General features: G+C 48.7%; 20 protein-coding genes. 8 read left to right on the top strand and 12 right to left on the bottom strand.

Going from position 1 to position 23,373, the window contains the following annotated elements:
• Positions 1–207 precede the first annotated feature (207 nt).
• From AC1S5B_RS15665 to AC1S5B_RS15675, 3 genes are all read left to right on the top strand, one after another.
• The gene (locus tag AC1S5B_RS15665; RefSeq protein WP_482036640.1) at positions 208–3,318 is read left to right on the top strand and encodes an MFS transporter; all 3,111 of its coding nucleotides are present in this window, start codon (positions 208–210) and stop codon (positions 3,316–3,318) included.
• A gap of 84 nt (positions 3,319–3,402) precedes the next feature.
• On the top strand, positions 3,403–3,927 hold the full coding sequence (locus AC1S5B_RS15670; RefSeq protein ID WP_482036641.1) for a GAF domain-containing protein: 525 nt from the start codon (positions 3,403–3,405) through the stop codon (positions 3,925–3,927).
• Between the two features lie 35 nt (positions 3,928–3,962).
• Positions 3,963–4,691, top strand: coding sequence for a DUF3891 family protein (locus tag AC1S5B_RS15675; protein ID WP_482036642.1), 729 nt, complete (start codon positions 3,963–3,965; stop codon positions 4,689–4,691).
• 134 nt (positions 4,692–4,825) lie between these two features.
• Here the strand turns inward: AC1S5B_RS15675 and AC1S5B_RS15680 are convergent, their stop codons facing one another.
• Together AC1S5B_RS15680 and AC1S5B_RS15685 are read right to left on the bottom strand one after the other, a co-directional pair.
• Entirely contained in the window at positions 4,826–5,914 is a 1,089-nt protein-coding gene (locus tag AC1S5B_RS15680) for a spore photoproduct lyase family protein (protein ID WP_482036643.1), read from the bottom strand.
• Positions 5,915–6,049: 135 nt separating this feature from the next.
• Positions 6,050–6,541: a hypothetical protein gene (locus AC1S5B_RS15685; RefSeq protein WP_482036644.1), complete on the bottom strand. Its 492-nt coding sequence runs from the start codon at positions 6,539–6,541 to the stop codon at positions 6,050–6,052.
• 255 nt (positions 6,542–6,796) lie between these two features.
• Here AC1S5B_RS15685 and AC1S5B_RS15690 point away from each other — a divergent pair, with 255 nt between their 5' ends.
• Positions 6,797–7,282: a DoxX family protein gene (locus AC1S5B_RS15690; RefSeq protein ID WP_482036645.1), complete on the top strand. Its 486-nt coding sequence runs from the start codon at positions 6,797–6,799 to the stop codon at positions 7,280–7,282.
• A gap of 98 nt (positions 7,283–7,380) precedes the next feature.
• On the top strand, positions 7,381–8,784 hold the full coding sequence (gene leuC, locus AC1S5B_RS15695; protein WP_482036646.1) for a 3-isopropylmalate dehydratase large subunit: 1,404 nt from the start codon (positions 7,381–7,383) through the stop codon (positions 8,782–8,784).
• A gap of 3 nt (positions 8,785–8,787) precedes the next feature.
• Here the strand turns inward: leuC and AC1S5B_RS15700 are convergent, their stop codons facing one another.
• From AC1S5B_RS15700 to AC1S5B_RS15715, 4 genes are all read right to left on the bottom strand, one after another.
• Complete coding sequence (locus AC1S5B_RS15700) at positions 8,788–9,468, bottom strand: tetratricopeptide repeat protein (RefSeq protein ID WP_482036647.1); 681 nt, start codon at positions 9,466–9,468, stop codon at positions 8,788–8,790.
• Positions 9,468–12,149, bottom strand: coding sequence for a CPBP family glutamic-type intramembrane protease (locus AC1S5B_RS15705; RefSeq protein WP_482036648.1), 2,682 nt, complete (start codon positions 12,147–12,149; stop codon positions 9,468–9,470). The genes AC1S5B_RS15700 and AC1S5B_RS15705 overlap by 1 nt, the downstream gene beginning before the upstream one ends.
• Positions 12,150–12,219: 70 nt before the next feature.
• On the bottom strand, positions 12,220–13,080 hold the full coding sequence (locus tag AC1S5B_RS15710) for a DNA-formamidopyrimidine glycosylase (RefSeq protein WP_482036649.1): 861 nt from the start codon (positions 13,078–13,080) through the stop codon (positions 12,220–12,222).
• Positions 13,081–13,228: 148 nt separating this feature from the next.
• Positions 13,229–13,594, bottom strand: a complete 366-nt coding sequence (locus tag AC1S5B_RS15715; RefSeq protein WP_482036650.1) for a photosystem I reaction center subunit IV — start codon at positions 13,592–13,594, stop codon at positions 13,229–13,231.
• Positions 13,595–13,942: 348 nt separating this feature from the next.
• On the opposite strand from AC1S5B_RS15715, the gene AC1S5B_RS15720 reads away from it, so the two are divergent.
• Positions 13,943–16,024 (top strand): DNA polymerase III subunit gamma/tau, encoded by a 2,082-nt coding sequence (locus tag AC1S5B_RS15720; protein WP_482036651.1) that lies wholly within the window; start codon positions 13,943–13,945, stop codon positions 16,022–16,024.
• Positions 16,025–16,029: 5 nt separating this feature from the next.
• Here AC1S5B_RS15720 and AC1S5B_RS15725 read toward each other — a convergent pair whose 3' ends face one another.
• Positions 16,030–17,475, bottom strand: a complete 1,446-nt coding sequence (locus AC1S5B_RS15725; RefSeq protein WP_482036652.1) for a glycosyltransferase family 2 protein — start codon at positions 17,473–17,475, stop codon at positions 16,030–16,032.
• Positions 17,405–18,403, bottom strand: a complete 999-nt coding sequence (locus tag AC1S5B_RS15730) for a radical SAM protein (protein ID WP_482036653.1) — start codon at positions 18,401–18,403, stop codon at positions 17,405–17,407. The genes AC1S5B_RS15725 and AC1S5B_RS15730 overlap by 71 nt, the downstream gene beginning before the upstream one ends.
• A 259-nt stretch (positions 18,404–18,662) precedes the next feature.
• Here AC1S5B_RS15730 and AC1S5B_RS15735 point away from each other — a divergent pair, with 259 nt between their 5' ends.
• A complete protein-coding gene (locus AC1S5B_RS15735) occupies positions 18,663–19,829 on the top strand; it encodes a hypothetical protein (RefSeq protein WP_482036654.1) in 1,167 nt (388 codons plus the stop codon).
• A gap of 98 nt (positions 19,830–19,927) precedes the next feature.
• Here the strand turns inward: AC1S5B_RS15735 and AC1S5B_RS15740 are convergent, their stop codons facing one another.
• Both AC1S5B_RS15740 and aroA read right to left on the bottom strand, forming a co-directional pair.
• Complete coding sequence (locus tag AC1S5B_RS15740) at positions 19,928–20,299, bottom strand: hypothetical protein (protein WP_482036655.1); 372 nt, start codon at positions 20,297–20,299, stop codon at positions 19,928–19,930.
• A 184-nt stretch (positions 20,300–20,483) separates the two neighbouring features.
• Positions 20,484–21,851, bottom strand: a complete 1,368-nt coding sequence (gene aroA / locus AC1S5B_RS15745) for a 3-phosphoshikimate 1-carboxyvinyltransferase (protein ID WP_482036656.1) — start codon at positions 21,849–21,851, stop codon at positions 20,484–20,486.
• Between the two features lie 56 nt (positions 21,852–21,907).
• Here aroA and AC1S5B_RS15750 point away from each other — a divergent pair, with 56 nt between their 5' ends.
• The gene (locus AC1S5B_RS15750; protein WP_482036657.1) at positions 21,908–22,414 is read left to right on the top strand and encodes a hypothetical protein; all 507 of its coding nucleotides are present in this window, start codon (positions 21,908–21,910) and stop codon (positions 22,412–22,414) included.
• A gap of 6 nt (positions 22,415–22,420) precedes the next feature.
• Here AC1S5B_RS15750 and AC1S5B_RS15755 read toward each other — a convergent pair whose 3' ends face one another.
• A complete protein-coding gene (locus AC1S5B_RS15755) occupies positions 22,421–22,891 on the bottom strand; it encodes a SufE family protein (RefSeq protein WP_482036658.1) in 471 nt (156 codons plus the stop codon).
• A gap of 71 nt (positions 22,892–22,962) precedes the next feature.
• Complete coding sequence (locus AC1S5B_RS15760) at positions 22,963–23,334, bottom strand: hypothetical protein (protein WP_482036659.1); 372 nt, start codon at positions 23,332–23,334, stop codon at positions 22,963–22,965.
• Between the last annotated feature and the right edge of the window lie 39 nt (positions 23,335–23,373).

The following is a 23,373-nucleotide window of genomic DNA, read 5'->3' on the forward strand; positions in this document are numbered from 1 at the left end:
CTTCTGCCTGCTCTTTCAATGTTTTAGTGTAATATTCTCTTGATTTCAATCTAAAGGGAGATGTAAATCCCTGTCACACCAAGGATTCTTAGACTATAGAGGTATTTCCAGCCTTAGCCACCCCAGCCATGGTTTCTCAAACTGGCAGCTTTTAAAGAGCGATTGGCACTCGAAGGAGAGTATATGATTCACCCTACATTTTCACCCATGCCACTACCAATAAATCTAAATCAGCTTTGGATTGCCCAAACGCCCGTCATATCAAGCCCTTCTGCTCCTGTGGTAGTTCCAACCCTTTTTACAGGTCCACAGTTTTTTATTGCTTTAATTTCAGGCATTTTGCTCGCGTTCGCGATGCAACTCCTGCTAACCAATCTTTCGGTTGCGGCTGGAATTTCTTATCTTGGGCGGTCTAGTTCCGGGTCAGATGACCACCACTCTGACAGTAGCAGTGGCTCAACTGTTCGTAAAATTGGCACGGGCGTGGGTCTGTGGACACTGATTACGGTGACGATCGCCCTGTTTTTTGCATGTTATCTAGCCGTGCAACTGAGCTTTGTAGCGACTGCAAAACTAGGTGCAATTCTGGGTCTAGTCATTTGGGCTGCATACTTCACTCTATTAGTGTGGGTTAGTTCTAGCACCGTTGGCTCGTTAGTGGGTTCCGTGGTTAATGCTGCCACCTCTGGGTTTCAGAGTGTGTTGGGGGCAGCGACCTCTGCAATCGGCAGCAAAATGGCGCAGCAGCAGGTGATTTCAACCGCTGAAGCCGTGGCGGCAACAGTGCGGAATGAGTTAGGTTCTGCGATCGACCCCAGCAGCATTCGAGAATCGGTGGAGAGCTACGTCAAGGGTTTACCACTGCCTAAGTTTGACACCTCTCAGCTTCGCAAAGATTTTGAAGGGATCTTGAATGATCCTGAAGTTGCAGCGTTGGCAGATGCGGATGGATTGCACAATGTGGATCGTCAAACCTTTGTAGATTTGGTTAGCAAACGCACTGATTTTTCAAAAAGTGACGTGAACCGGATCGCTGATTTGTTAGAAGGCGTATGGAAGCAAACGATTGGGCAGCGATCGCGCCGTGATCCAATGGCAGAGGTGACTGAGTATTTGCAGTCTACTCAACCTGGGCAGTTGCAAATCAAGGAGCTAAACGCCAAACTGGATCAGCTATTGGCAGCACAAAATCAGCCAACGCCTCAGCCAGATGCAGCGTCCAGCGGTCTTCCGTTAAATATCCAATCCGGCATCACTAGCCTCGTGGGTTTGCTAGCCGGACGCACCGACTTATCAGATTTGAACATTGAGCAAATTCTAAGCCGTTTAAAACTGGCTCCTGAAAAAGTGGCTCAAGGCGCTCAAGCACTGAAACTCAGAAGCGCAGCCGACACTGGTTACAGCCCCATTCGTAATGATGTCGAGCAATATCTACAAACTAAATATTCCTGGCAGATGAACCAGGAAACTGTAGAAAAAGAATTTCGCGAGATCTTGTTTGATCCTCAAGCCGATCCTGGAGAAGTGGCTCAGCAGTTAATGCAGCTTGATCGCACGTTTTTTGTAGACAAACTCTCTGCGCGTGGTGTTTTCACTCAAGACAAAATTCAGCAGCTTGCCGACCAACTCGAATCGATTCGGCGCGATGTATTCGCTGGAGCTTTGGCGGCTAAGGAAATTGAGGTTGAAACCGACTTGCAAGAGCGCGTTAATATTTACCTGACGCTGACTCCACTGGATCAACTTCGTTCTAATGAGCCTCTACCAGCATTTACAGCGCTTTTGCAAGACGACACCACCAGTGCAGATGCCTTAGACAGGCGCTTATCCACTTACAATCGCGAAACTCTGCGACAAATTTTGCTGAAGCGGCAAGACACGATGCCAGAGGATATCGAGCCAATTTTAAACGCGCTGGAATCGACCCGCGATCGCGTTTTGTTTGATGCAAAATCATTAGACGAACGTGCTAAGCAAAGATTGGCAGAATCTCAGCAGCGCTTAGGGGATTACCTGAAAAATACAGGCAAGTCAGAGTTAAACCCTGAAGGGATCAAGCGCGATTTGCAGCTATTGATGAATGATCCACAGTTGGGCTTGTCTGCACTGCGGAGTCGAGCCTCTAAAATCGATCGCGATACATTGGTGCAACTGCTTAGTCAGCGCGAGGACATGAATGAAGCAGAAGTCAATCAAGTGCTGGATCAAGTGGAATCGAACTGGAATACATTTATCAGTTCACCCAGCATCCTTGCAGATAATGTGAAAGGAAAAGTAGACGAAACCCAGACTGCGATCGCGGATTATTTGCGTCGAACTAACCTAGAAGAGCTAAACCCTGAAGGGATTCAGCGCGACTTAAAAACGCTGTTGAATGATCCGAAAGAAGGCTCACTTGCACTGCGCCGCAGACTAGCAAAGGTCGATCGCGAAACCTTGGTGCAGTTGCTTAGCCAGCGCCAAGACTTAAGCAAAGAGCAAGTCAATCAAACGATTGATCAAGTGCAAGAAGCCATTCGTGAAGTGGTGCGATCTCCGCGACGGTTGGCATTGCGAACTCAGCAGCAAGTGATGGATTTTGAATCGACGGTGGAAGACTACCTCCGCAATACCGATAAGGATGAACTGAGTCCTGAAGGGATTAAGCGCGATTTAGCGCTACTGACTCAATCTCCTAAAGCGGGCTTGCAAAACTTGGGCGATCGCCTGTCTCGCTTTGATCGATCTACGCTCGTTGCGTTGCTCTCTCAACGCAAGGATATGACCCCCGAAGAAGCTGAGGGCGTGGTTGCCCAAGTTGAATCAGTTCGCGATCAATTGATGGATCAAATGCGCTTGGTGCAATATCGCATTCAAGAAGTGATCGATCGGATTTTTGGACGGGTTCGTGATTATCTCAACTCCCTCGATCGCCCAGAGCTAAACTACGAAAGCATCAAAACTGATGTTCGCACCTTGTTTGATGATCCTCAAGCGGGCTTTGATGCGCTGCGAAACCGATTGGGACATTTCGATCGCGGGACGCTTGTTGCCATCATGAGTTCTCGTGATGACATCTCAGAAACAGACGCAAATCGCATCATCGATCAAATTGAAGGCGCACGCACGAATGTGCTGCAACGGGCTGAATTCGTTCAAACCGAAGTTCAGCGTCGTCTGGAAGATGTGAAAGTGCAAACGCAGAAACAAATGGAAGACACTCGCAAGGCGGCGGCAACGGCGGCTTGGTGGCTATTCTCAACTGCGCTAGTTTCTGCCTTCTTCTCCGGTTTAGCCGGGTGGCTTGGAGCTTCTAGAGGGCTAGGACTCTTGAATTAGGTTTTAGGTTTCAGGGGTCGGGTTTCAGAGCAGAAAAAACTGAAACCCGATATCCGAAACCTGATATAACTTTCAAACCTATTTATGGTCAGTCAAACACACTTGCACTTGCAAACTATTCTGCATTCTGAAGCATCTCCAGATGAGGTTTTTGCCAAACTGCTGCCCGTTTTAGGCGAGATTCTCCAGTGCGATCGCTGCTTCCTCTACTTGCGAAATCCTAATAATCAGCTTGGTAAAGTACCGTTTTGCTGGCGACGTAATCTTAATATTCCCGAAATTCTCGATGCTGAGTGGAAGTCAGAGCCAAAATCTTTAGCTCAAGATCCATTGTTTACTGCTGCTCTGCAAGCCAAACCATCTGTATATGTAGAAGATGTGGAGATAGCCGACCCACAGGTTGTTAATCGAGAGTTTGAGCAAGAGAACTTTGGGCATCGGGCTTTGATTCATGCTCATTTACGCCAAGACGGTCAGCTATGGGGCATTTTGCAGCCTTGCGTCTTTGGACAACCTCGCATTTGGACTGCCAGCGATCGCGCCATCATGACTGAAGTAGAGCAAGCAATTATCCCACTAGCGATCGCCTACGTGACAGCCAATCTTTAGGCTCCACTATTTATTTTTGCAATCGGAGTTATCGAATGATTGTTCATCTCACTCAAGATGGTTGGGAGGTGGTTTACCATCGTGCCCATGCCTTACTCGCTGCTCAAATTGGTGGGCACTGGAGCAAAAGTAATGCCCCAGAACGCTTTTATGAAACGATTGCCGCAATTTCTCACCATGACGATCTTGAAAAAGAATGGGAAGGCAATGAGTTGACCGAAGCTGGTGCACCGCTGGATTTTACCCTGAGTCGGGGAGACTCAACTGAGCCACTCCGACAGCATCTTTTAGACGCTCGATATCGGGGTCGCTGGGTGACCTTGTTGACTTCTAAACACATCTCCTATCTCAATCAGGATAAATGGGGTTCTTCTAAAGAGTGGGATAACTTTTTAAAAGAGCAAGAGAACAATCAAGAGAACTGGGCTAAAGAATTAGGCGTTGAAAAAGAGGAAGTAGAACGGGCTTATCAATTTATGTTGTGGTGCGATCGCCTCTCGCTGATCTTGGCACAAAACCAAGTCCCAGAAGACCAGCGATCGCTTGAAATCACTAGCGGTCTTGATAATCAACGATACGATATCCGGCAACTTAGCAATGGACATCTAACCATTGAGCCTTGGCCGTTTGAAGAAGAATTCACGGTCAACGTAGAGGCTTCCTGTTTATCAGAACTTAAGTTTAAAGATAATGATGCACTTGTCAAAGCACTACAATCAGCACCGATTAAAGTGTTAACCTGGACTTTTTCTGAAAAAGAGTAGTATGCCTTTAGAAACTCAAAATCGAAACACCTTTTTAGATAGTTAGGAGGTTAAAATTCAGCGTGAAAAGAACCAATTCTAATGCACTCCGTATTCTACGGTTCCGTATTTTGTACCCCGTAACCCCAAATTTTTTATGTCCAATAAAGTAGTTTAGCTTGAGGAAATCGCTTACCAATCTCACTCTCAAAAAAACGGCGTAGACTCTTCATCGTGTCAGAATCATACACATATTTAACACCGCCAAACTTATTGCGTTTGACACTCCGATTTGACTCATCCATATCTAGCTGACTATGAGGATACCAGCCCACCAGCACTTCTTTTGAACTAGGCGTAAAACGATGAGTAATGAACTCAAAAGTGAGATCACAATCAAAATCTAGTGCAACATTTATCGAGTCAAACAAATCAGAGTAATGGTCTTGCCAGCCTTCTATTGCCATAATTGGAGCAATCACTATACCCACTGGATAGCCACCGCCCCCGTGCGATCGCGGACGTGCTAACTTTCTCACCGCTTGTAATCGAGCCGATACAGCAGCAGTTCCCCCTTCAAACCGCTTGGAAATCGGCGTAGCATTGACACTAAATCGGCAGCGAGTATGACCATTGTGAGGAATATCGAGTAGCTGATCCACACCGTCAAACTTAGAAACCCAACGCAGATAGCCCGCTTCACGAGTGCCGAAATAGCGAATACATTCTGCTAAGCTGCCTGTCAAATGTTCAATCCCCAGCGGATCGGTATAGCAACTCACTTCAAATGAGGTTGCTTCAGATCCTTCGTAAGCACCCAAGCCCGCTAAAATCTGTGGCAAGTTAGCGTAGGCTCGAATGACAGGTGGACCTTGCAAACTACCTGCTAAATAGCAATATTCACAATGGGCGGGGCAACCTTCCGCTAGGTGAAACTGCCAATCGGCTGAGGGGGGAATTGGACTCAGCTTAAAGTTGCTAGGTGGAGCCGTGACGATTGCCAAAGTGCGCTTAGAAATATCGTAGGTTTCTCGCTCTGTATCTCCTCGCAAACTCGTCAGACGATTGCGGGATAACTTCTCAATCGGTAAATCTAGTGCCTGCACTTTAGATAAAATGTGCTGACCCCAAGGCTCTTCTAAAGCGGCGGGAGTAAACAAAACTTGCTCTGGCATCCACAAACGCGGAGGTGTTTGAACGGGCTGAAGTGGATTATTGGAAGGTGCGATCGCAGTAGAAGACAATGGACACCTCCAGTAGTGAATACTATCTTTAGTATTACCAATTTGACCAGTCTATGAAACTACTATCTTGCCTAGATCTCACTCTACCTAAAGCAGAGTTTTCCACACTAAAAGACCAAGCTTTTTGGGCAAAAACTACTCCTGAATTTGACTCCCGTTTTGGACAAGAATCCTTTTAGCTTTCGCGATATCCTCTGACGATAAATCCTTAGCAAACACTACAAAGCTAGGAGTTAAAGCAGAAATCTCTGCACCGTTCTGTTTCACCACATTTACACCCGTGATCGCAGCCATTAGCCCCAATCCAGCAGCACCAACCAGACTTCCTGCTAAAATCATTCCTATCATATTTCTAATAGGACTATCACTACTGATAGTTTGAGCAAAATTAGTTCTGACGTAGCTTAAAATAAGTCCAACAATTGCCCCACACAGCGCCCCTGCGATCGCGCCTTTCCCAGCATCTTTTCCTGCTTCGGTTTCAGTAACAGGCGGTGTTTGCAGCGCTAAAGAAAAGTTTTCCGATGGCAAACCAGAATCCTGTAGGGCATTAAGCGCGGTCTCAGCCACCTGCTGACCTGGAAACGCACCAATAATATTAGAATCAGACTCCATTGTGTAAGTCATGGTTAAACCTTTTTGGATAAAAGTTTAGATAAAGTGATTAAACTATCTTAAGCATTATTTAGGTAAAGTAATTTTCCTTCTTCCTGAAGGAGTATAAAAACAACAGATCGTACTTGTTAAACACAACTTTAGTTAGAGTAAAAATTTTTTACTTAAGAATATTCTAAATATATATCTTGCTGATTGCCTAAGTTTTCTATACGCAAAATTCTATTAAGAAATAGGTTCATCTATAGCAGTTGGTAATGGATATCTATGGCTCACCAAAAAAATACACGTAAAGAGATTCTCCGAGTAGTTTTTGCAGCAGCGCTAACTATTGTTGGTATTACTCATTTTACTCATACAGAGCAGTTTGTTAGGATTATGCCGCCGCAACTTCCTAATCCAGTGGCATTGGTTTACATTAGCGGTTTTTTTGAAATTCTTGGCGGCATTGGTTTGTTAATTCCTTTAGTCAGCGTGTTAGCTGCATGGGGAATTATTGCTTTATTCCTTGCAGTATTTCCAGCTAATATTAATCAGGCAATCAATAGCATTCCAATTGATGGAATTCCTGATCACCCATTACTGTATTGGTTGAGGCTACCATTCCAAATTCCTTTAATTGTGTGGGCTTGGTGGTATACCAAAAAGCCTGAGCTACAACCAGGCGCAGACGAGGTAATTACTCAAGCTGCTCAAAATCTAACCACGCTTAATAGTTTTGAGCCTATTGATAAAACCGAAACGATTTCATAATCTCACTTTACTCAGACTGTTCCTATCTGAAAGCTTCTAAATTAGCTGATAAACTAAAGACCTAATCATTGAGAGTAATTTTAGTTGTAAAGGCAGTCATGAGCAGGGGAACGTTGTTTGATAAGGTTTGGGATGCACACACGGTTGGGATGCTTGCTTCAGGGCAAACTCAACTGTTTATTGGGCTGCACTTGATTCATGAAGTGACCAGCCCTCAAGCGTTTGCCATGCTGCGGGAGCGGGGCTTGCCAGTGTTATTTCCTGATCGCACGATCGCCACGGTCGATCATATTATTCCTACAAACAATCGCGATCGCCCCTTGCTTGACGCGCTTGCCGAAGAAATGATGCAGTCCTTGGAACAAAACTGCAAGGAAAACGACATCACGTTTTATCCCGTTGGGTCTGGCAATCAGGGCATTGTCCATGTGATTGCACCGGAGCAAGGCTGGACTCAACCCGGTATGACGATCGCCTGTGGAGATAGCCACACCTCTACTCATGGAGCCTTTGGCGCGATCGCTTTTGGCATTGGCACCAGCCAAGTCCGTGATGTATTGGCATCTCAAACCCTTGCCCTTGCCAAGCTAAAAGTGCGTCGGGTTGAAGTGAATGGCGTACTGAGTCCCGGTGTCTATGCTAAGGATGTGATTTTGCATATCATTCGCAAACTGGGCGTAAAAGGCGGAGTGGGCTATGCCTATGAGTTTGCTGGAACCACGTTCGAGCAAATGACCATGGAAGAACGGATGACCATTTGCAACATGTCGATTGAGGGTGGCGCTCGTTGCGGCTATATCAATCCTGATCAAGTCACGTTTGACTATTTGCAAGGGCGAGATGCTGCGCCTAAAGGAGCCGATTGGGATACCGCGATCGCTTGGTGGCAGAGTATCGCCAGCGATCGCGATGCCGAGTACGACGATGTGGTGGTTTTCAATGCCGGAGAGATTTCGCCCACCGTCACATGGGGCATTACACCCGGTCAAGGCATTGGCGTGAATGAGCAAGTGCCCACCCCGGAACAAATGGTGGAAGAGGAACGGGCGATCGCGGAAGAAGCCTATCGCTATATGGATCTGCAACCCGGCACCCCGATTCAGGGAACCAAAGTGGATGTCTGTTTTATTGGTAGCTGCACTAATGGGCGGATTTCTGACCTACGCGAAGCCGCCAAATTTGCCCAAGGTCGTCATGTTGCCGATGGCGTGAAAGCTTTTGTTGTGCCCGGTTCGGAGCGAGTTAAAGAGCAAGCAGAAGCTGAAGGACTCGACAAAATTTTTGAAACAGCAGGGTTTGAATGGCGTGAAGCAGGCTGCTCCATGTGCCTTGCCATGAACCCCGATAAGCTTCAAGGACGAGAACTCAGCGCTTCATCTTCTAACCGCAACTTCAAAGGACGGCAAGGGTCTTCCTCTGGTCGCACCTTACTCATGAGTCCTGCGATGGTGGTCGCCGCAGCGGTGACTGGTCAGGTCACTGATATACGCGAGTTGCTGTAGTGTTTATAGCGATCGCAGTACAACTTGCGATCGCTGAATTTGGTCAGTGCTGAAGCCTGCTTCGTCTAGATAAGCCAAAAAGCTGGAGTCACCATAGCGCGGATCAAGAGCGATCGCTTGGCGAAATGCGGATTGGGCAAGGGGAGTTTCTTGGTTTCCCAAATGGGCGATCGCCTCTGCTACTAACGGATGGGGATTGCTGGGTTCTAGCTTTGCGGCTTCCTTTGCAGTAGCGATCGCCCAATCATATTGTCCGACTCGCTCCAATGCCAAACTGAGGTTATAGTGGGCGATTTCGTTGTTGGGTTTGAGCAATGCTGCCCAGGAATGAGCCGCGATCGCATTGTTGAGTTTGCCGCCGACTAGGTAGACAATGCCCAAAGCATTCAGCGTTGGCACATCAAACGGATTTAGGTTAAAGGTTTCAAGTAAAGTTTTCTCGGCAACCGGGGTTTGTCCGGCTTTATGCTGTGTCCAGCCGAGCAACACTCGCCCTGATAGGTTTTGTGGCTCCAGTTCCACGGATTTTTGCAGCACCGCGATCGCTTCTGGATAGCGCTCTTGGTCGCGCAAACTTAGTCCTTGCTGGCGATAGTCTGCTGCTGACTGGGCAAAAGCGGAGGAGGGGATGAGTAAGCTAGCGATCGCTCCTGCTATGAACCCTTTTAAAAAAACACTATTCATCACAACTCCATCGTTCCAACATCCGACACCCGTTTACTTTTTTCAATCCCACTCTGTTGATGTCCACCCAGGAGCAGCCACCAGACGGAGATAAATACCCAATGCACAACAGTGATTGTCCAAAGGGAACCTGTGATGCGATAAATGATGGTACAGGCTAATCCCAGGATGGTGATCAGGCTGATGTATGTGGGATTAGCGATAATGGATCGGGATTCATTCAATCCTAAAGGGAATCTCGGTGCAAAGCGGGCATAGACCCGTTGAAAGCCAACAAATAATCCTAATGCCAACAGTGCCCACGCCCACCAACTCCCAGCGGGAATCCAATTTTTGGGGTAGGGAATTAACAAGACGCGAAAAATGTATTCTTGCACGAGGGCGGGAATAATCAGCAATCGCAGGCAGGTAGCCAGTTGGTGATGCCAAGGAGCTTGCCACGGGTGCCAGTGCAAGAAGCCTTGAGAAAAGCCCAAGAAAAGGGCGATTGCGCCAAAACCCAGCAAAATCCCCAGCGTTGTTAACCAATCTCCTGCTGAAGGAATCGTCACGCCTCCAAACGTGCGGAGTACCAGGTAGGACAACGGTGAAATTTGGGTAAAAGGAAGTCTCCAAGCCCCGAACAACAAGGTTGCCTCTAACGGCGCAAGCCCTGGATCATTGCCCCCAATGATGTTCGGACGCAAAAACCACAGGGATGCCCCGTTATTCAAAAACAACATGGAAAACTCGTCGTGGGTTTGCCGGGGGAGGGCTGTACGCCAACTGATTAAGCCAGTCAATAAGTTTTTGGGTCGAAAATCGTCAATACTCAAAAATTTCTGTTCTTTCTCAACCCCCATCAAAATCTCAGCATTTTGCTCCCAGTCCCATCTGACAATCCCCATGGGTATCAGTTGTCGAGTCAGATCCTCCCCTAATTGAACCAGTTTCTCAAACCGTTGTGTGGTGGGGTCAGTGGGGTTTGCTTTGATCCACTGCACCACTTCAGGATTCGATTCTATCTGGTGTCTAAATCGCACCAAGGTATGTAGGATTGCTTGAGCAGAATCTTGCACGCAGGATGTCGCTGATGTAATCGTCGAGTTTCCGGTGCCATCTCCAATGCGATACCGAGCCATCACCAAACTGAGTTGACCAATCAATTCGTTGTAGAACGAAAGTGTTGTGCCCCCAAAGGTATAGTCATCCGTTAAGGTGTCTAGCTTAATAAGGACATCGGAAACGGGACGAGTTCCCATGAATCCGCGCCGCATATTTCCCATGTAGTGAGTCCAGGTTTGCGCTCCAGATATTGTTCCATCCGGGGCATTCCCGTAGACTTGCAGGTAGTCTACATCCAGCATGGGTTCTTGGGTAAAAGGGTCTTGAATGACCTCGGCAACTCCAAAGGAAAAGTGTCCGGCGTAGGTGCCTAAAATAAAGGACTCATGGTTGGCGTTAGTGCCACCGCGTCCACCAAACAAATGCAGCACAAAAGCGCGATCGCCCACCTTCCAACTGGCTTGCGCCTTTTCTGGAGTGTCTGCACTCGCATCCACCAGTACTGTTTGTAGTGTGCCTTTACGATTTTCAACATCCCGCCAATTTTCGGTTCTGATATGCCTCAACCCATTGTTGAACCCTAAAACGGTTTGTTGTGGGGATAGCAAAAACAGCGATCGCGGTCTTAACCCTTGAACGGTGAACCTTTGATCGTTCGCCTTAGCCCCATAAATATACCAACCCGCCTCTCCTGCGGGTGAAGTTGCCAAATCACGAGTGGTCATAGTAAACACTCCCCCCCAATCTGCTGGTTGTTGGGGAATCCGAATGACTTCCTCCAAGCCATCAAACTGTCGAGTTTTGGGGTTGTAATGCCTGACACGCATCAAATCACTGGTGCAAGGTTGCTCTCCAGGGCACTGTTGCGGCAGGGACGGGTCTGTTGGCGGCACCGATTCAATAAACTTCACCAGTGCTTGAAATCGTCCTACGTCTTGAAACGGTTCACGCTCCAGCCGCAGGATAGCTGGCAGCGCAGTCGCGGTCTTTTCTAGATCAACCAGTTGTTGAACCACTCGGAGATCTAAGTCACTGGTTGCGGTCTGTCCCGATTCTAGGGTTACGGCTCCCCGCAATTGCACCACTACGGCATCGTGGGGTAGTCCGCCCGCCAGAGATTGCAGCGGTCCAACTTGATTGCGACCATCTAAGCGAATGGGATTGGTTGATCCATTTTGAAAGCTTCTATGTGCCCGTGCGGTAAAGCGAACATTGCGAGAGGCAACCCTGACATATTGCTCAATGCTGGGGGATTTTGCCCAGGCGAGCCGAATAGTTTGACCCACCAGATTTTTCGCATTGGCTGGCGCGGTGTAGACTTCAAACCACGTCCAATCCATTTCTTGATTGGTTTTGGCAAATTGTTGATATTGCTCGGCGGTGGGCAGAATTAATCGCCCAACCCATTCGGCAGTGGGGCGGTAGAAACTGGAAGGAGGCGATTGTTGGGCGGGGTAATAGTTGGGTTGGTTGAAGGGGGCGGTGATGGTGGAAGAATATTGGGAGGATGGGAGAGTAGTGAAGCTAGCCGATCGCAAGGCAGGCGCACCCATCAGCAAAACCGCGATCGCCCCCAGAAACACCCACTTTAAGTGCTTAAGCGATCGCAGTCGTTGATTGCCAATCCATCTCTGCATAGCCAAATACTCTACCGTTGCCGTTGGGTCAGGTTGACATAATAGTGCGTTCTGGCGTACCTAACACACTCTATCGCTGGCATTGGGGGCAAAAATGCGCCGATCGCCCTGCCATTTTCAGGCGTTCTATAACGGTTTCACAGGTGCGGCACGGTTCTCCATCCCTGCCATAAACCCAGGCTTTGCCGCCATAGTTGCCATTGATGCCTTCCACACTCCGGAAACTGCTGAAGGTGGTGCCATTTGCGTCAATACTATCTTGCAGCACCTTTAAAGCCTTACTGTACAATAGCTTGACCTGATCTCGGCTCAAGATACTGCACAGCGTTTGGGGATGAATGCCGCTCAAAAAGAGGGCTTCATCCGCATAGATATTGCCTAATCCAGCGACAATGCGTTGATCCAGCAAAGCATTTTTGATCGGGCGCTGACGGGGATGAAGCTGCTGATATAGATAGTCAGCCGAAAATTCGGTCGAAAAGGGTTCGGGTCCAAGCGCTTGCAATCCAGTGATAATCTGCTCTGGCAGATGATTGGGCGGCACCCACCAGAGTTGTCCAAAGGTGCGCTGATCGACAAATCGTAGTTCGCGATCGCCCTGAAAAAATAGCCGCACTCGTGTATGCTTTTGCACTGGTTCAGCGGCATCTACCCAAAGCATTTGCCCGGTCATCCGCAGATGTGCGCCGAGATAACCCGCAGCAGTAGGATTCTCAGTGCCTATTCCTTGAACCAGTTCGGCAATCAAATATTTGCCGCGTCGATGCCATTGGGCGATCGCGGCTCCGGTCAGTCCCGGCAAAAAATCGGGTACAAAAATAGGGTGGGCAATGGTGCGATTAAGCAACACTTCTCCACCCTGAATTTTTTGATTGAGGGTCAACTGATTAAGCCCTCGCCGAACCGTTTCAACTTCGGGCAATTCAGGCACAGCTACACCACAGAATAAATATTGTACGAATATTCATCTTAGTAGAGATGCAGCCATTCACCAAAAACGCAAATGAATTCTAAAGTATCCAGCAACACGGCCTCATCCCGTAAAAGGTTAAGCGATGTGCTGATTCAATCAGATTTCCTTAACGAGTTTCAGTTCCCTGGTTAGGAGATCCTTCAACCACGCTACTGCCTTCGCCGGATTCGGCTTTGGCAGTAGACTTGGCATCGGTGACAACATTACTACCCGTTCTGCGGGTGCTTTCATTGATAGTAGTTTGTTCACCACCGGATGCAGTGGTTTTAGCCTTCTTAGTCGGAGGTGCAACTTCAACAACTTCGCTTTGACCAAAGTTATTGGTGTTAACCCCCGCATAGTTGACCCGATCAAATCGAACGATAACGGGGTATTTAATGCCACCCTGGTCAATAGAGGCAACAGTGCCTACTTCTTGAAACCAGTAGGACTCTTTACGCATGATACGGACTTTAGAACCACGCTGAACCATGAGTGTTTTCCCTTATTTGCTTAACTCACACAGCTAATGCAGATACTTTACACCGGAGTGTTCACTGCCAAAGCATTCAGCCTCAGGGTTGACACAATCTGCAATATTCAGCAAAGAAAGGCAATATATGAGATTTGGGGTTTCAGGTTTCGAGCTTCAGGTTTTAGGGTAGGGCTTATGCGAAGAAAGGGGCTGGAGGAACGGTGTGAATGAATTGGCAAAGTAGTTCAAATGCCCGCCAGAAAATCCTTTACTTTAGAGAAGATAGACCGTGGAGAATAAAAGGTGGGAGAGATTCCTTCGCTATTCGTCATGCGCCCTTCGTCACTCAATTCTTCTGCCCCTTTTATGTCTTACGAACCGCTACATCATAAATATCGACCTCAGACGTTTGCGGAGTTGGTGGGGCAGGAGGCGATCGCCTCAACGCTGACGAATGCAATTCGGCAGGAGAAAATTGCGCCTGCCTATTTATTCACCGGGGCGCGGGGCACGGGGAAGACTTCGAGCGCTCGAATTTTAGCAAAATCGCTGAATTGTCTCAGCAGTAAAACCCCAACTGAAAAACCCTGCGGGATCTGTGAGGTGTGTCGCGCGATCGCTAAAGGGGATGCGCTGGACGTGATTGAAATTGATGCTGCCAGCAATACGGGAGTAGATAATATTCGCGAATTGATTGAGCGATCGCAGTTTGCCCCGGTGCAGTGCCGCTATAAGGTCTACATTATTGATGAAGTTCATATGCTCAGCACAGCGGCATTCAACGCGCTGCTGAAGACGTTGGAAGAACCGCCTGATCGCGTAGTCTTCGTCTTAGCTACGACCGATCCTCAGCGGGTTTTGCCCACGATTATTTCTCGCTGTCAACGGTTTGACTATCGGCGGATTCCCTTGGAACCGATGGCAAATCATTTGCGACATATTGCCGACAAGGAAAGCATTCTGATTACGGCGGAAGCGGTGACGTTGGTGGCGCAAATTGCCCAAGGTGGCTTGCGAGATGCGGAAAGCTTACTAGACCAACTCAGCCTCCTGCCGACTGAAATTACTGTGGAGCAGGTGTGGGATTTAGTAGGGTCAGTGCCGGAGCGGGATTTGTTGGAGTTGGTCGGCGCGATCGCCCAAGATGACCCAGAAGCGGTGCTTGATAGTACCCGTCGCTTGATGGATCGGGGTCGAGAACCGCTGATTGTTCTGCAAAATCTCGCTGGCTTTTATCGGGACATGTTGATTGCCAAAACCGCTCCTCAGCGAAACGATCTGGTTGCCCTGACTCCGGCTACTTGGCAGCAACTTTGCGACCTAACCCAAACTCTTGACCTAGGGCTAATTCTGACCAGTCAGCAGCATCTCCGCAGCAGCGAAATTCAGCTTAAAAACACGACTCAACCCCGGCTCTGGTTGGAAGTAACACTTATGGGGTTGTTGCCTTCTGCGGTCAATCCTTCGGCGGTCAATCCTTCGGCGATCGCTCACCCCAGTCCTGCTCATCGCCCTAGTTCAACATCCCACAAGCCAGCTATTCCTGTTCAGTCCAGCACTGCCACCCCTACCGCAACACCCATTCCACCTGCCGCGATTCCCCAGTCGAATGCTCAACCCATTTCAGAACAACCAGCAACTCATCCAGCAGAATTGAGAAAACCAACAGATGCGAGTCGTGAAACAATCCCTACGGGAATCGCTCCACAGCCTGAACCAGAACTTCAGCCCCCCGCATTGCCCAGCAATTTAGAAAATACTTGGCAACAGGTGATTCTCCAAATCCAACCATTCTCAACCCAGGTAATGATGCGGCAACAGTGCCATTTGGTGACATTTGATGGAGAGCAAGCGCGGCTAGCTGTGAGTACTCAGCAGCTATTCAAACTGGCGCAGGAAAAATTACCCAATATTGAAGTTGCATTTGAGCAAGTGTTTGGGCAAAAAGTTCGGATTAGCTTAGAGGTTGCAGCGCCAGGAACCCGAATGACTGCCCCGCCTCCAGCCCAGACTCCGCCACCGCCGCCTACTCCTGCAAAACCTGCTCCGCCCCAGTTCAAGTCGCCAACTGATCCGTCGCAACCTGCGAGTTCACAGTCCTTCGAGCCACGGCGAACTCCCCCACAAACTACTCCTAAAATACAAGCACCCACTCAATCCCTTGAAGAAGTTTTAGGAAATGAAGCCCATCCAAAAAATGTAGATGGTAGACCTATCTGGAAGCAGGATGAAGTCACCGATGCCGCTCATCGACTTGCCGATTTTTTTGCTGGTAAGGTCGTGGATGATGACAATAGCGCCGACGTGCCTATTAAATCAGCGATCGATGTTCCTGAACCTGAGATTGAGCCTGATATTGAGCCAGAGGAGTCAACGCCCCAGCCTTGGGCTGATTCCACTGCCGATGACCCGTTAGATGAGGATGACGAAGATGACTTACCCTTCTAAACTATCTAAGCTGCCTCATCCTGCCCGTAATGCTTTGTTTTGATCCACTTGAGCCGTTTAGGGCGAACAGAGATTCGAGCGGTGGTGCTAGCAACGACAGGCAACCAGTGCAGCATATATAACGTGCCATAGATTGCTCTGAGCAGAATCAAAGATGGCAAAGTCGATGCATTGGTTTCAGTAGGCTGAGTGGACAGCGATCGCGTTGAACGTCGAATTCGCCGTAAGCCAAAGGTCATTCCCGTCAGCGACATCAGTACCGATAAGCCAGCCAGCGGTGCAAACAATAGAGGCTGGTGGCGCAAAATTGCCATTAACGTATCGGGTACAGTGGCGCTAGGCAAGGCATATTGCAAAATCCAGAAAACAGCCATATCAACTGTTTTGCGAATGCCCATGCGCGTCCGAAGCAGTGGTTGCCAATAGTCTAAGTAGCGCTGATAGCCCCCTTCTGCCCAGCGGCTGCGTTGATGCCACAGGGCGATCGCGTCGGTTATCCCTTCTTCTTCCACAGCGGGATAGGTCGTGAAATCAATATCCCAATCGTCTAAATGCAAACGGAAAGTCAGATCCAAATCATCCGTAATCGTCTCTTCATTCCAGCCGCCGCAGCGATCTAATGCCACTCGTCGGACAAACTGACCATTCCCCCGCAGTTCGCCAATGCCGCCGATCGCAATCCGCTGATCTTGCCAAAATGAATCCAGCGCCATCTCGGCAATTTGCCCCTGAACCCACAAATTCCCCGATACATTCGCGATTTGTTTACGCACTTGCACCGCGCCCAATTCCGCCCGGTCAAACAACGGCAACACTCGCCGAAATAAATCAGGCGTAACTTGAGCATCGGCATCAAACACTGCGATAATCTCACCTTTGGTCAGCGGCAACACTTGGTTAAGCGCCCCCGACTTTCCCCCAGCCGATCCCACAGGACGGTGAAACACCCGCAGTTGTTCATACTGTTGAGCCAATTGCTTCAGCAAAGCCGCTGTTTTATCCGTGCTATTGTCATCAATCACCCAAAGTTCATACTGACTTGCAGGGTAATCGAGACTGCACAAAGTTGTCACCAATCGTTCGATTACGGCTTCTTCGTTTTTAGCCGCGACGAGAACCGATACCATGGGTAGGGAAGCCAGATCAATAGCATCTAGGGGTTTAGCAGGCGGCAACGGACGGGCAAACAAAATTCGCACGGCGTGAATGCCGATCAGCGTGGTTAAACCCGCGACAAACCAATAGCTCCAAGCCACAAAGTGAAGGGCGATCGTACCGCTCCAAATCGTCATTAAGGCGATCGCTGCCCTGCGCCGCCGACTTCCAGTCCCGTAAATATGGGGATCTGGATCTTCATCGGGTTCAACCAGATCAGATAAATCAGCTAGCAGAGCGCTGATAGGAGGCAGGTCGTTGAATGAATCGCTTTCGCGCCAGGAATTCTCCGGCATAGGTCACCTGATTTAACCACCAATATTTGTCAATCCCTTTGAAGAAGCTAGGAATTAGATAGCACCAGACTGTACAGCCTTCGCAAACCGACAGCTTGCCCTGCGACTGGCGATAGCTTTCCACCTCTTCCGACTGTTTATAAAGCTCATAGAGGCGACCGTTGATGGGCAAACCTGTTTGAGCGAAGTGGTAGCAGGGCAAAAGCAATTCGTCGTTGGGTGAGATAGCTATCACGGCATCCACTGCCTTACAGCGCGGATTTTGGGTATCGTTTCCACCAGCTTCAATAAAAGCGAGTGCAGCTTTATTGTAACCAACGTTGGAGTATTGTTTGGCAGCAGCTTCGATCGCCAGCACCATGTCGGGAGTCGGGTTTTTCTTCGAGTTGTAGTTGCCATAAGCCGTAAAGGCGGGATTCAGCCACACTCGTGAACCGAGCCGTAAACCCAGTTCTGCCACTTCTGAGATGCGATCGAAATTTTGCGCCGTCACCGTATGGTTTAAAACCGGATATTCGCCCAAAGAGTGAGCCAGTTCAACCGATTCAACCAGGGTGTCAAAAATTTGCACCCCACGGGATTGGTTGTGGGTTTCTGCGTCGGGACCATCCAGAGAAAAGTTGAGAAAATCGATCAACCCCTGCATCTCTTTCGCCCGTTTGGGATACAAGATCGTATTTGTGGTCATGCTAGTCACAAAACCTTGCCGTTTTGCCTCAGCGTAGATCTGCTGAACATCGGCTCTCAGTAACGGCTCTCCACCTGTGAAGTCTATATATTTCACGCCGAGCCGACGCAAATCCATCAGATTTGTGCGAATTGTGTCAAATTCTGCTTCTTCTTTGGGGTCTAATGCCCAAATATCGCAGAAATGACACCGAGCATTACAGCGGTAGGTCAGATAATAGTTTGCAACCAAAGGTGCCATAATGTCGTTCCAGCGTCCTAACGGTAAGATTTTTGGGAAATTGTGCAAGATTCACTGAACTACACAATAAGCCTTAGGGAGGCGCAACACAAGCATCTGTTGCAGTGAGTAATCGGTTTTAGAAGCAGCTAGCAGAAGGGAATACTCTAAATAATTAGCGATTTGCGCGAACATGATACAATTGTACCAAACTTATAGAGTGGTTGGAGTGCATCACTGCTGTAAGTGCCGATTGTTCGTATAGGGGCTATCCTCAGCGATGGAAGAACAAACATCACCGATTCAGTTGCCTTTTCATCTTTCAGCGCCGCTACCTGATCCAGAAAATAAGTATACGCCTGCGGCAGAAGATAAGGTGGTGCCAATGCTGATCGAAAATACCATTACTGAAGATGAACGTCGCCCCCGTGCTGCCGCTCAACGCAAGCAGCGTGGGATACCTGAAACCAAAACAGGAGCCGCGACAATTAGTAAAAAAGCGCTTAAAGCAGTTCGGAAAAATCAATCGACGCTGCCTCATCCTTATGCTGATGAACTAAAACGGTTTGAAGAGCAGGCAAAGCGGATTAATCAAATTCTTGCTGATCGTGCCAACAGCGATCGCGCTCACAAAGGAGCGATGCGTGAATCCAGTTCTGATTCAATAGCATATCCTCAACCGCTACCAAAAGCTTCAACTCAACCCACTCAATGGCAAATCGTTCAGCCTTCATATCAAAATCCGCCGATTAAAGACCCGCCTGTCAAAAAACTACCTGTTACAAATCAGTGGCAGTCTTCCACTCCAATCGAAGAACAGACTGTTGAAGGCTTAAACCTTTCGGCAGGAAGCATTCATCAGCGGTTGCATGAATTGGGGTTATATCTGCATGAAGCAGATTTCCGCGCCCCTGTTTCCGACACCCTCAGTGGCTCAAATCTTGAAAGTCCTGCTCAATTTCAACATTCTTCCTTGCAAAACCCTGAGACTTGCCAAATTCCATCATTTTATCCACCGACTCAGGCAACGCCGTCACAGGCTCCGCAAACTGAATCTATCCCCAATCAAAGTAGGGGAACTGCCGCGAATCGACTCCCACGCGATCGCTCTCATTCTCGTGCTGGTTCGCCACCGATGACGCTTCGCCGTTATTTGCGAGAGTGGCTCAGACGTTTGGATGATGAGCGATCGCCAGAACTCCCTCGCCAACCGATCGAGCGCCTCAGCAATGCGGCTCTATGGATTACTACTTTTGCAATTGTTCGGGTTGCATCTCGCTATGTGCTTGCTATATTTCCTATACTTTCACCCGTTTTTCTGGGTGTGATTCTAGCTCCAGCGATCGCTGCGGTCTATCTGCTAGTCTGCGTTCCTAAAACAGGCTGGGTCGTTTACTACCGTCTGTTTTTGATCATGGTCGGATTTCTCATCGGTGGCAAACTTTAGGGGGGAATGGGACGCAGGATAACCATATCTAGGATTTAGATATGGAAAAAGCCCAGTTTGACCAGGCTTTCTCAAGTTATTTACGAAAGTTTGTGAATTTACTTAATTTCGCAGGTGAGTGGGCAAGCGGCGTAAACTGAATAATTCTGGGGATTAGATTGACCACTCAGCCAGGGTAGCCAGCTTACATCACTGGGGTGAGTTCCCTGCAAGGTCAACATTGCGGCTGCAACCATCACTCCAACTAGCTGGACTGAAATAAAGCTGCTCACAATCATCACCAAACTAATTCCTGGTAAAACTTCATGCAGCACCATAGCTAGCAAGGAACCAACCGTGACAATCAAAATTCCAACGGGGAACCCCGCGATTAGCAAGCAGACGGTTAGAATTCCCGTCCATAATAAAAAGCTTTTTAGCATTAAGCCATAATTTGATTGGCTGATAGTTTGACTCTGGGAAACTGCCATGCTTGACTCCTTAATTAAAAATAATTGACTAAATTTGAAAAAAATGCAGAATGCTATGAAAATGTCACCCAGCGATCTGGATGGCTTCGATGAATTCATATCAGCATATAGAAGAATGATTGAAAGCTGAGATTTCCTCAAAAAAAATTACATACTTTAGCGAAACTTAATCAATGTTTTTTGATTACTGCACCACTTCTTGTAGGGTCTCTACAAACGATGGATAGGAAATTGCGGCGGCTTCTGCCCGTTGAATGATGGTGCTTCCTGTGGCAGTCAGGGCGGCGATCGCCAAGCTCATGGCAATCCGATGATCGGTGTGGCTATCTACTTCAGTTCCAATTAGGGGTGTTCCCCCAACAATTTCCATGCCGTCAGGAAGTTCGGTAATCTTGGCTCCCATTTGGTTGAGTTGAGTTGCCATCACGGTGATGCGATCGCTTTCCTTGACGCGCAGTTCTGCCGCATCTCGAATAATGGTTGTGCCCTTGGCAAACGTTGCTGCCACCGCCAAAATGGGCACTTCGTCGATCAATTTAGGAATTAAGTCGCCCTCAATCGTGCAGGATTGCAGCGGCGCACCGTTTTGTCCTTGGCGATAGCGGACTCGCAGATCTGCCACGGGTTCCCCAGCAACTTCCCGCAGATTCTCTTGAGTAATATCTGCGCCCATCATTGCCAGGGCTTCTAAAATGCCCGTGCGGGTCGGGTTCACGCCCACATTTTCAATGGTGAGATCCGATCCGGGGACGATCGCCCCGGCAACCAGCCAGAACGCCGCTGAGCTAATATCCCCCGGCACAACAACAGTTTGTCCTTTGAGGGGCGCAGGTCCGATCACGGTGGCGCTACAGGTTTCTGGATCAACAATAATTTTGGCACCAAAAGCACTCAGCATCCGTTCACTATGATCCCGTGATAGGGCGGGCTCTGTGACGGTCGTTTTTCCTTCGGTCATCAGCCCTGCTAGTAAAATGCAGGATTTTACCTGGGCAGAGGCGATCGGCGATTGATAATGAATGGGGCGTAGGGCTTGCCCTCTTACGGCTAAAGGTGCCAAGGAGCTATCCTTGCGTCCCCAGATTTCGGCACCCATTTGCTGCAACGGCTGGACGACTCGTGACATGGGGCGCGATCGCAGCGAACTATCTCCTGTTATCGTAAAAAATCGCCCTGGATGAGAAGCCAAAATGCCTAACATCAGCCGCAGTGTCGTTCCAGAATTGCCTGCATTCAGCACATCCAGCGGTTCCGTGAGTTTCCCCAAGCCAATCCCGCGCACTCGCACTTCGTCACTGTTGAGCGTTGAAATGTCTGCCCCCATTGCCTGAAAGCAACTGGCAGTGCTGCGAGGATCTTCTCCTAGCAGCAACCCATGAATCACCGTTTCGCCCTCTGCCAGCGCGCCTAGCATCAGCGCTCGATGGGAAATGGATTTATCCCCCGGCACTCGAATTCGCCCTTGCAGTGCCAGCCCTGAAACCGGGGGGATAATTGTCAGGTGGTGATGATATTCCGTTTGATTAAGGGTAATTACCTGGGTCACTGCCATGGGGATCGGCTAGACTGCCATTTGAACTGCGTTAGTAATCCTACCGCTTAATTACCATGCTGACTCAACTTCGCCGACCGATTCATTTATCCTTTAGCTCTGCGGATGGCTTGCTAAATTCAGAGCTAGAGACGGTTGGCACGCTCTACCAAAAAGAGGATGATCGCTATCATCTGGTGCTCACAGAGCCACTGGTGATGGATTGGGATACGCGATCGCAGGCGTTAGAAGCCTCTGCCATCAGCACCTTAACAACCACTGCTGTTCCCACACCGCGCCTCTTATGGATTGAGTTTTCGCCTTATCGTGTGACGATGACCATGCAGGGAAATGGTCAGTTTAACTACCGCCATCTGTTTGAACCGGGAGTAGTGGGGCTTAGCCGCTATTTCCTGCAAGAAGATGGAGTGTATCCCAATCGCGAGTTACGGTTACGCAACTTTACCCGCAACCTACATGTGAAAGGAAATCCGCTGCCTTCTTACCTGTTGTTAGAGTATGAGCTTCGCTGCGATCGCCTCCAGTTAGGGCAATACACCTTAAGCCTGGAAATTCATCACTAACTGGGATTATGAGGATGCATCCCCCGGAGCGATCGACTGCATAGACATTTCCAACTGACACAGAAGCGCCTTACGCTGCATCGTTTGAAAAATATTGTAGAACCCGTTGGCGCGAGAAGGGGTAAGGCTGACATCTAAGCCCGTGTCTTTAATGAAATCCGGGGTAAGCTGAGAAATCTCTTGGGGAGTCAATCCCTTTAACCCTTCAACTAGCAACGCCACTAATCCTTTAGTCAATTGAGCATCGGAATCTGCTTCAAACACGACCTTCCCATCCACCAAGTCGGCAATGACAAAAACTTGGGACACGCACCCTGGAACTTTATTCTCAGCCGTTTTTTGTGACTCTGGAAGTTCTGGCAGGCGTTTGGCAAGCCAAAGGAGATATTCGTAGCGCCGCTTTGGGTCAGTTGTTTGTTGTAAACGACGGACAATTTTCTCTAAGACGGGCGGCAATGGCATAGAAGAGGTAGACATTAGAAAAATAGGAGCGCGATCGCGCCACAAATATGAGTCACTATTACCTTAACGCGCAGCGGATAAGTGATCTACGAAAGCATACTGCGGAGTTGACGCAGCGATCGCGTACAAGCCGGACAGTCGCAGCCAAACAGGGCGATCGCGGCATCGCTTTCTTCCTCGCTCATATCAAACGAGGTTGCCGTTACATCATCTATTTCAATCGCATCCCGCGCAGCAGCGGCAGATTGAGTAATGTCAAAAACCTTAGCCGCTTCAGAAGTGACACGCTTACAGGTAAATTGCGTCGCAGTATGGGCAACCGCACGTAAACAAGTGGTTTCTTTGGAAACTTGCACCCAAGCAGGTTTATTGGCTTGGACTGGTTGAACCATCATCAGAGACACGACTGAAGCAAATGTCGCTGGGGAGAGAAGCAAAAGCCGAAGAAACTGATTCATAAAGATTGGGAAGTATGAAGAGGCAGGATATTAAAACCT

The organism is Leptolyngbya sp. CALU 1928, from assembly GCF_056784215.1.

What these genes read in the sequence shown, in the direction of transcription:
- AC1S5B_RS15665 (WP_482036640.1), top strand. Translation starts at nt 208, where the DNA reads ATGCCACTACCAATAAATCTAAATCAGCTTTGGATTGCCCAAACGCCC.
- AC1S5B_RS15670 (WP_482036641.1), top strand. Translation starts at nt 3,403, where the DNA reads ATGGTCAGTCAAACACACTTGCACTTGCAAACTATTCTGCATTCTGAA.
- AC1S5B_RS15675 (WP_482036642.1), top strand. Translation starts at nt 3,963, where the DNA reads ATGATTGTTCATCTCACTCAAGATGGTTGGGAGGTGGTTTACCATCGT.
- AC1S5B_RS15685 (WP_482036644.1), bottom strand. Translation starts at nt 6,541, where the DNA reads ATGACTTACACAATGGAGTCTGATTCTAATATTATTGGTGCGTTTCCA.
- AC1S5B_RS15690 (WP_482036645.1), top strand. Translation starts at nt 6,797, where the DNA reads ATGGCTCACCAAAAAAATACACGTAAAGAGATTCTCCGAGTAGTTTTT.
- leuC (WP_482036646.1), top strand. Translation starts at nt 7,381, where the DNA reads ATGAGCAGGGGAACGTTGTTTGATAAGGTTTGGGATGCACACACGGTT.
- AC1S5B_RS15700 (WP_482036647.1), bottom strand. Translation starts at nt 9,468, where the DNA reads ATGAATAGTGTTTTTTTAAAAGGGTTCATAGCAGGAGCGATCGCTAGC.
- AC1S5B_RS15705 (WP_482036648.1), bottom strand. Translation starts at nt 12,149, where the DNA reads ATGCAGAGATGGATTGGCAATCAACGACTGCGATCGCTTAAGCACTTA.
- AC1S5B_RS15715 (WP_482036650.1), bottom strand. Translation starts at nt 13,594, where the DNA reads ATGGTTCAGCGTGGTTCTAAAGTCCGTATCATGCGTAAAGAGTCCTAC.
- AC1S5B_RS15720 (WP_482036651.1), top strand. Translation starts at nt 13,943, where the DNA reads ATGTCTTACGAACCGCTACATCATAAATATCGACCTCAGACGTTTGCG.
- AC1S5B_RS15725 (WP_482036652.1), bottom strand. Translation starts at nt 17,475, where the DNA reads ATGCCGGAGAATTCCTGGCGCGAAAGCGATTCATTCAACGACCTGCCT.
- AC1S5B_RS15730 (WP_482036653.1), bottom strand. Translation starts at nt 18,403, where the DNA reads ATGGCACCTTTGGTTGCAAACTATTATCTGACCTACCGCTGTAATGCT.
- AC1S5B_RS15735 (WP_482036654.1), top strand. Translation starts at nt 18,663, where the DNA reads ATGGAAGAACAAACATCACCGATTCAGTTGCCTTTTCATCTTTCAGCG.
- AC1S5B_RS15740 (WP_482036655.1), bottom strand. Translation starts at nt 20,299, where the DNA reads ATGGCAGTTTCCCAGAGTCAAACTATCAGCCAATCAAATTATGGCTTA.
- aroA (WP_482036656.1), bottom strand. Translation starts at nt 21,851, where the DNA reads ATGGCAGTGACCCAGGTAATTACCCTTAATCAAACGGAATATCATCAC.
- AC1S5B_RS15750 (WP_482036657.1), top strand. Translation starts at nt 21,908, where the DNA reads ATGCTGACTCAACTTCGCCGACCGATTCATTTATCCTTTAGCTCTGCG.
- AC1S5B_RS15755 (WP_482036658.1), bottom strand. Translation starts at nt 22,891, where the DNA reads ATGTCTACCTCTTCTATGCCATTGCCGCCCGTCTTAGAGAAAATTGTC.
- AC1S5B_RS15760 (WP_482036659.1), bottom strand. Translation starts at nt 23,334, where the DNA reads ATGAATCAGTTTCTTCGGCTTTTGCTTCTCTCCCCAGCGACATTTGCT.